This window comes from Rhizobium sp. 01T444 (assembly GCF_056398305.1).
The window spans coordinates 96,729-103,491 of sequence record NZ_JBFTPD010000024.1 but is presented as its reverse complement, the minus strand read 5'-3'; the positions used below and the strand labels follow the sequence as shown (position 1 = coordinate 103,491).

General features: G+C 62.4%; 5 protein-coding genes. 2 read left to right on the top strand and 3 right to left on the bottom strand.

Features of this window, described 5'->3' with window-relative positions:
- Nucleotides 1–192: 192 nt before the first annotated feature.
- Together AC1DTN_RS26875 and AC1DTN_RS26870 are read right to left on the bottom strand one after the other, a co-directional pair.
- Nucleotides 193–714: a 2-thiouracil desulfurase family protein gene (locus AC1DTN_RS26875; protein WP_477923312.1), complete on the bottom strand. Its 522-nt coding sequence runs from the start codon at nt 712–714 to the stop codon at nt 193–195.
- Between the two features lie 32 nt (nt 715–746).
- Nucleotides 747–1,661: a LysR family transcriptional regulator gene (locus AC1DTN_RS26870; protein WP_477923310.1), complete on the bottom strand. Its 915-nt coding sequence runs from the start codon at nt 1,659–1,661 to the stop codon at nt 747–749.
- Between the two features lie 97 nt (nt 1,662–1,758).
- On the opposite strand from AC1DTN_RS26870, the gene AC1DTN_RS26865 reads away from it, so the two are divergent.
- Nucleotides 1,759–1,968: a tautomerase family protein gene (locus AC1DTN_RS26865; RefSeq protein ID WP_007817881.1), complete on the top strand. Its 210-nt coding sequence runs from the start codon at nt 1,759–1,761 to the stop codon at nt 1,966–1,968.
- Nucleotides 1,969–2,019: 51 nt separating this feature from the next.
- On the opposite strand, the gene glyS is transcribed toward AC1DTN_RS26865, so the two are convergent.
- The gene (gene glyS / locus AC1DTN_RS26860) at nt 2,020–4,197 is read right to left on the bottom strand and encodes a glycine--tRNA ligase subunit beta (protein ID WP_477923308.1); all 2,178 of its coding nucleotides are present in this window, start codon (nt 4,195–4,197) and stop codon (nt 2,020–2,022) included.
- Nucleotides 4,198–4,435: 238 nt separating this feature from the next.
- Between glyS and AC1DTN_RS26855 the strand changes: the two genes are divergently transcribed.
- Entirely contained in the window at nt 4,436–6,745 is a 2,310-nt protein-coding gene (locus tag AC1DTN_RS26855; protein WP_477923307.1) for a Tex family protein, read from the top strand.
- The last annotated feature ends 18 nt before the right edge of the window (nt 6,746–6,763 follow it).

Genomic DNA, 6,763 nt, shown 5'->3' with positions numbered 1-6,763 from the left:
CACCCAGCAGAACGCCGCCATGGCCGAAGAGACCACGGCATCGGCCGAAACGCTGGCTGCCGACACCGATGAACTACTCGGTCTCATCCGTGGCTTCCGCGTCGGCAATGCTGCCGCAGCTCCTGCCATACATCAGGGTCGCCGCGCCGCATAAAGACGGGGTGACTAAAAGCAATTTCATCACGAAGGAAATTAGCGGCCGCCGGTACTCCCGGCGGCCGTGCTGTTGGGGCCGATGCGTTGGATGAGCCGATCGATCTCATGGTCGGAAAAGACTTCGATGCCTGCCTGTTTCAGCGCCGCCGCGGTAACGCCGTTGCCAGCCCGCCGGCTGCCCGAGAAGGAGCCGTCATAGATAAAGCCGGAACCGCAGGACGGGCTGCCGTCGATCAGCAGCGCATAGCGGCAGCCGGTATCGGTCGCAAGCCGCACGGTATTTTCCGCCGCCCGCAGGAATTCATCGGTCACGTCGCCACCGGTCAACTCCACGACGCGGGCAGTTCCTGCCAGGACGTCCTCGCCATCAGCCGCATCGCCGATTTCGGCGGGTGGCCGTGGCACCGGCATGCCGGCCGACATTTCCGGACAGATCGTCACGATCAGGCCTTCCTGCATCCAGCGCTCGATTGCCGGATGGACGAGCTGCTTCGCGCGTCCGTCATATCGGACGGCGTGGCCCATGAGACAGGCACTGACGAGGATCTTGGACATCATGGGATGAGGTTTAATGGAGATTCATGCGGACGTCATCGCCTGACATCAAGTGCAACCTCGGCAATGCAATTCCGGAACCAGCGCTGCGCCGGATGTGCATCGTTGCGCCGATGCCAGGACATGACGAAGGGGATGGGCTCCAGCATGAGCGGCGGCTCCAACAGGGCAAGTTCGTCCGCATGGCCGGAGGCCTCCACGACGCCGGCCATCAAGGTGGCGATCATGTCGGAACGGGCAATCAAGAGCGGCGCGGCATACATATTGGGAAGCGTGAGCGCGAGCCGCCGCTGAAGCCCTGTCTTTGCCAGCGCCGCGTCGACATGGCCGAAACGCTCGTTTTCCGGCGAGACAAGCAGGTGTGGGAGAGCCAGAAAGGCGTCGAGATCGAGCGTGCGTCGTGCAGCCGGATGATCCCTCCTGACGATGCAGACGAAACGCTCCTCAAACAGAGGCTGGGTCAGAATACGTCCCGTTTTCGTTGCCGGCACTCCGACCGTCACATCGACCTCTCCGGCATCCAAGAGATCGATGGCGTCGTCGCGGGCGCTGAAATTCCGGACCTGCAATGTCGCATCCGGAGCCGCCTTGACAAGATGCGCAACGAGTTGCGGCAGCAGCGCGAAAGTCGGATGGTCGGAGAGGCCGATCGTGAAGGCGGCAGACGAGGTCGCAGGATCGAATGCCTGGGTGAAATCGAGTGTGCGCTGGATATCGGCAAGAGCACGCGACAATGGCTCGGCGAGATCAAGCGCTCTTGGTGTCGGCTGCAGGCCCTGCGGTCCCCGCACCAAAAGCTCATCCTTGAGAAGGCTGCGCAAACGCGCCAGGGCAGCGCTCATGGCAGGTTGCGTGCGGCCGATGCGAATGCCGGCCTTCGTCACGCTCCGTTCCTTCATGAGCGCGTCGAAGGCAACGAGCAGGTTGAGATCGATACCGTGCAAATCCATGGCGTGGATGAATGCATATACTTCATATCAATTTCAAGCATGTTGCCGATGCCGCTAGGCTTGCCGGGTCACAACGTAAACCAGGCAGGAGCACATCATGCCATTCGCAAACTACAAGTTTCCCGAGGGTACTCTGACCGCAGAGCAGAAGGAGGATATCATTCTTCGAACGACGGCCATGTTCGTCGACTTTTTCGGGGAGGGCGTTCGCCCCTACACCATGGTCCTCGTCGATGAGGTCGTCGACGGCGGTTATGGTCGCGCAGGCGAAACGCTGACCATCGCCAAGATGCAAAAGGGACGATGAGGCAGAAAAGCAAAATGGGGCCATTCGGCCCCATTTTCACTTGTTGGCCGTTTAGCCGGCGATCTTGGAAAAGTCCGCGACTGTCCCCGTCGCCGCGCGGATCATCCGCAACAACGCGAGGCGGTTGGCGCGGATCGCGGCATCCTCGTCATTGACCAGCACATCGGTGAAGAAGCGGTCAACGGGAGCCCGCAGCTTCGACAGCGCTTCCATCGCCGAGCGGAAGTCTTCATGCGCAACCGCGCCGGCAGCTTCCGACGAAGCCTTGGTGATGGCGGCAAACAGTTCCTTCTCGGCATCAAGCTTCAGCAATGCCTCGGAAACGCCGTCGGCGACAACCGTGCCCTTCTTTTCCTCGGCGGCCAGAAGCTGCGTGGCGCGCTTGGTGCCGGCAAGCAGGTTGATGCCGTCTTCCGAGGTGATGAAGGCCGTCAGCGCCTCGACGCGGCGGGCGACCATCAAGAGGTCGTCGGATTCAGGTGTCAGCACGGCATCGATGAGGTCGTGTCGAGCACCCTGTTCGCGCAGATAGACCTTCAGGCGGTCGTGGAAGAAGGAGAGCAGATCGAACTGCCTCGTCAGGTCGTCGGTATCGACGCTGGCGCCAATATCCGTATCGATGCGCTGCATATGCGAGGTGATGCGCGGCAAGAGCGTCACGCGGGCGCGCTTTTCGAGCAGGATGCGGATGATGCCGAGTGCCGCACGGCGAAGCGCAAACGGATCCTTCGAGCCGGTCGGCTTCTCGTCTATTGCCCAGAAACCGATGAGCGTATCGAGCTTGTCGGCAAGCGCCACCGTGATCGCCACCTTGTCGTCGGGCACACGGTCGGACGGACCCTGCGGCTTGTAATGGTCTTCGATCGCGGTCGAAACGGAGGCGTCTTCGCCCTGCAGCGTCGCGTATTTGCGGCCCATGACGCCCTGCAGTTCCGGGAATTCGCCAACGGCTTCGGTGCGCAGGTCCGCCTTGCAGAGAACCGCGGCGCGATCCACCACCTTGTAATCGGCGCCGACGGGCATGGCGATCTTGGCGGCCATCGCCCGGATGCGTTCGACGCGATCGCCCTGCGTGCCGAGCTTGGCATGAAAGGTCACGTTGAGAGCATCGAGCTTGGCCATGCGCTGGTCGAGCGGCTTGGCGAGGTCGAGGCCGAATTTCTTTGCGGAAGCTTCCAGCGTCTCGAGGTCCGGCAGGTTGCCCTGGTCGCGCTTCCAGAAATGCAGCGCGTCCGACAGGCGCGCACGCACGACCTTGCCGTTGCCGTGAACGATTTCCTTGCCGCCATCCTTCGCCTGGATGTTCGACACGAGAATGAACTTGTTCGAAAGCGTCTCTTCACCCTGTTTGCGGGTGACGAAGCATTTCTGGTTGGTCTTGATGGTCAGGCGGATGATTTCTGACGGGATCGAAAGGTAGTCCTCCTCGAAGGAACCCATCAGCACCTGCGGCCATTCGACGAGGCCGGAGACTTCGTCCAGCAGGCCCTCGTCCTCGACCAGTTCCAGCCCGCTCGCAAAGGCGATGTCGCGGGCATCATGCAGGATGATGTCCTTGCGCCGCTCAGCATCGAGAATGACCTTCGCCTTTTCGAGGCTCGCGACGTAATCGTCGAAGCGCTTGACGGTGATGGCCTCGGGCGCGTGGAAGCGATGGCCGTAGGTCACGTTGGAGGCAACGAGGCCGTCGATCTCGAAGGGGATGACGACCGTTTCTTCATGCTCGGTCCCGAAGGTGCAAACGATCGACTGCAGCGGACGAACCCAGCGCAGCGAGCCAGGCTGCGAGGAGGCCTTGCCCCAGCGCATCGACTTCGGCCAGGGGAAATCCTTGATAATGCCGGGCATGACTTCGGCGATGATCTCCTCGGCGCCACGGCCGGGCTTGGAGATGACGGCGACGTAGAAATCGCCCTTCTTCGGATCGCTGACGACCTGTGCCTCGGAAACTGAAGAAAGGCCGGCGCCGCGCAGGAAGCCCTCGATCGCCTTTTCGTTGGCGTCGGTGCGCGGCCCCTTGCGCTCCTCGCGGATATCGGCGGAGCGGGCCGTCAGCCCGTGAATGTCGAGCGTCAGGCGACGCGGCGTCCAGTATTCGCGCGCACCCTCATAGGTCAGTCCTGCTTCCACCAGGGCATCGGTGAGGAGCTTCTTGAGGTCACCGGCGGCCTTGCGCTGCATGCGGGCGGGGATCTCTTCGGAGCGAAGTTCGAGAAGCAGGTTCGGCATGGTACTCTTTTCCTGGCGCCTGCAGGGCAGGGGCAATCAAAAATGGTCGCCTCTGCTACCAAAGAATGCCGCATCTGCACAACCGCAAAAACAGGAGGCGAAAGGCTCAATTGCGCCTCAGATATATGGCTTAAACCCACAGGAGCGTTCCCTTCCGCTGTGGAAAGCGGCGGTAGGCATTGCCTTGCTGCTTTTCGCCGCTATGGTCCGCCAACCCTAATAAACTGCAGGAAATCTCATGGCCGCTGACCTTCGTTCGCTCGCAGCAAGTATCTCCGCCGAAATCAACGCCCGGCCCGATCAGGCCAAGGCGGCGATCGAGCTGCTGGACGAGGGTGCAACGGTGCCGTTCATCGCCCGCTACCGCAAGGAAGTGACGGGCGGGCTGGATGATACGCAGCTGCGTACGCTGGCCGAGCGGCTTGTCTATTTGCGCGAGCTTGAAGCCCGCCGCGATACGATCATCGAATCCGTCACCAGCCAGGGCAAGATGAGTGACGAGCTGATGGCGAAGCTCTCGGGGGCCGCCACCAAGGCCGAGCTGGAAGACCTCTACCTGCCCTACAAGCCGAAGCGCCGCACCCGCGCCGAGATTGCCCGCGAGCGCGGCCTTGGCCCGCTTGCCGAAGCGATCCTCGCCGATCGTGGCAAGGATCCGGCCGCGCTGGCGGAGGCCTATATCACGGCCGATGTGCCTGACGTGAAGACGGCCCTCGAAGGGGCCCGCGATATCGTCGCCGAAGGTTTTGCCGAAAATGCCGATCTGCTCGGCAGGCTGCGCGCCCATATGCGCAATGCCGCCCTTCTGAAGGCCAAGGTCGTAGACGGCAAGCAGGCGACCGGCGAAAAGTTCTCCGATTATTTCGATCATTCCGAACGCTGGGCAACCGCCCCCGGCCACCGTGCGCTGGCCATGCTGCGCGGCTGGAACGAGGAAGTGCTGACGCTGACAATCGAGGCCGATGCCGAGCTTGCCTCGCCGAACAAGCCGGTCGAGCGCATGATCGCCGCTGCTTACGAGATCGGCGCAAGCCGTCCGGGCGATCGCTGGCTGATGGATGCCGTAAGCTGGACCTGGCGCGTGAAGCTCTCCATGTCGCTTTCGCTCGACCTGATGCGCGAACTGCGCGAAAGGGCGGAAGAGGAGGCGATCCACGTTTTCGCTCGCAACCTCAAAGACCTGCTGCTCGCGGCGCCTGCCGGCTCGCGGGCCACGATGGGTCTCGATCCGGGCATCCGCACCGGCGTCAAGGTTGCGATCATCGACGGCACCGGCAAGCTGCTCGACACAACGACGGTCTATCCTTTCCCGCCAAAGAATGACGTGCGCGGCACGCAGGCAGAGCTTGCCTCCCTCATCCGCAAGCACAATGTCGAACTGATCGCGATCGGCAACGGCACGGGCAGCCGCGAGACGGAAAAGCTCGTGGCCGATATGCTGGCCGCACTTCCTGCGCCAAAGCCCACCAAGGTCATCGTCTCTGAAGCCGGTGCCTCCGTCTATTCAGCTTCCGAAACCGCGGCCGCCGAATTCCCGCAGCTCGACGTTTCGCTCCGCGGCGCCGTCTCCATCGCGCGACGCCTGCAGGACCCACTCGCCGAACTCGTCAAGATCGAGCCGAAGTCGATCGGCGTCGGCCAGTATCAGCACGATGTCGATCAGACGAAGCTCTCCCGCTCGCTCGACGCGGTCGTGGAAGATGCTGTGAATGCCGTCGGCGTCGATCTCAATACGGCGTCGGCGCCGCTGCTGTCGCGCGTGTCCGGCCTTGGCCGTTCGATTGCCGATGCGATCGTGCTGCACCGAGACCAGAATGGTGCTTTCGAAAGCCGCAAGGACCTGTTGAAGGTTGCCCGCCTTGGCCAGCGCACCTTCGAACAGGCGGCCGGCTTTCTGCGCATCCCTGACGGTAAGGAGCCGCTCGATGCGTCTTCCGTGCATCCGGAAGCCTATGGCGTAGCAAAGAAGATCGTTGCCGCCTGCGGCCGTGATCTGCGCTCGCTGATGGGCGACAGCGCCACCCTGAAGGCGCTCGACCCGCGCAAGTTCATCGACGACAAGTTCGGCCTGCCGACCGTCAAGGATATCATCGCCGAGCTGGATAAGCCCGGACGCGACCCGCGCCCCAGCTTCAAGACTGCGACTTTTGCGGAAGGCATCGATGAAATCAGTGACCTGAAGCCAGGTATGGTGCTGGAAGGCACCGTCACCAATGTCGCGGCCTTCGGCGCCTTCGTCGATATCGGCGTGCATCAGGATGGTCTGGTCCACGTCTCCCAGCTTGCCGACCGTTTCATCAAGGATCCTCACGAAATTGTGAAGGCCGGCGACGTCGTCAAGGTGCGCGTTGTCGAGGTGGATGTGAAGCGTAAGCGCATCGGCCTTTCTATGCGCAAGGATGACGGCGTTCCGGCCGGCTCTCCGCGTGGTGAGTCGCGTGGCAATACCGGCCAGCGCCCGCAGGAGGATCGTAAGCCCACGCCGGCAAAGCCGCAGAGCCAGGGCGCCTTCGGTGCGGCGCTGGCCGAAGCGATGAAGCGAAAATAAGGGCTTAGGCCCCGAAAT

What these genes read in the sequence shown, in the direction of transcription:
- AC1DTN_RS26875 (WP_477923312.1), bottom strand. Translation starts at nt 714, where the DNA reads ATGATGTCCAAGATCCTCGTCAGTGCCTGTCTCATGGGCCACGCCGTC.
- AC1DTN_RS26870 (WP_477923310.1), bottom strand. Translation starts at nt 1,661, where the DNA reads ATGGATTTGCACGGTATCGATCTCAACCTGCTCGTTGCCTTCGACGCG.
- AC1DTN_RS26865 (WP_007817881.1), top strand. Translation starts at nt 1,759, where the DNA reads ATGCCATTCGCAAACTACAAGTTTCCCGAGGGTACTCTGACCGCAGAG.
- glyS (WP_477923308.1), bottom strand. Translation starts at nt 4,197, where the DNA reads ATGCCGAACCTGCTTCTCGAACTTCGCTCCGAAGAGATCCCCGCCCGC.
- AC1DTN_RS26855 (WP_477923307.1), top strand. Translation starts at nt 4,436, where the DNA reads ATGGCCGCTGACCTTCGTTCGCTCGCAGCAAGTATCTCCGCCGAAATC.